This window comes from Streptomyces sp. BE303 (assembly GCF_036290945.1).
Classification (GTDB): Bacteria; Actinomycetota; Actinomycetes; order Streptomycetales; family Streptomycetaceae; genus Kitasatospora.
This window is the reverse complement of the sequence record NZ_JAQYWZ010000439.1, coordinates 1-320: the sequence shown is the minus strand read 5'-3', so window position 1 is coordinate 320 and position 320 is coordinate 1. Positions and strand designations below refer to the sequence as shown.

Genomic DNA, 320 nt, shown 5'->3' with positions numbered 1-320 from the left:
GGGCTTCCAGGTCCCAGCCGCGGTCCGTGGGGAACCCGCCCATGGCGTCGGACCCGGATGCCAGCAGGTCCCAGAGGTCCTCCGGGGAGTCGGCCCCGCCCGGGTACCGGCAGGCCAACCCGACGATGACGATCGGATCGTCGGTGACCGGCGCGGCCGGCTTTTGGCGACGCAAGTCCGCCGCCGTGCGTCCGGGGCCCGGCCCGCCGGGGGATTGCCGCACGGTGCCGTCGCCGCTCCGCCGCTGCTCGGGGGGGGTGAGGGGGGGGTTGGGGTGTGGGCGTGGCGGGGGAGCAGTGGGGCTATGGACAGACCATCAG

General features: G+C 75.6%; 1 protein-coding gene. It reads right to left on the bottom strand.

All coding sequences use genetic code 11. The features are described from left to right. Window positions 1-223, bottom strand: a 223-nt coding sequence (locus PUR56_RS08710) for a beta-ketoacyl synthase N-terminal-like domain-containing protein (RefSeq protein ID WP_443034463.1), incomplete at its 3' end; no start/stop codon positions are given. Window positions 224-320 lie beyond the last annotated feature (97 nt).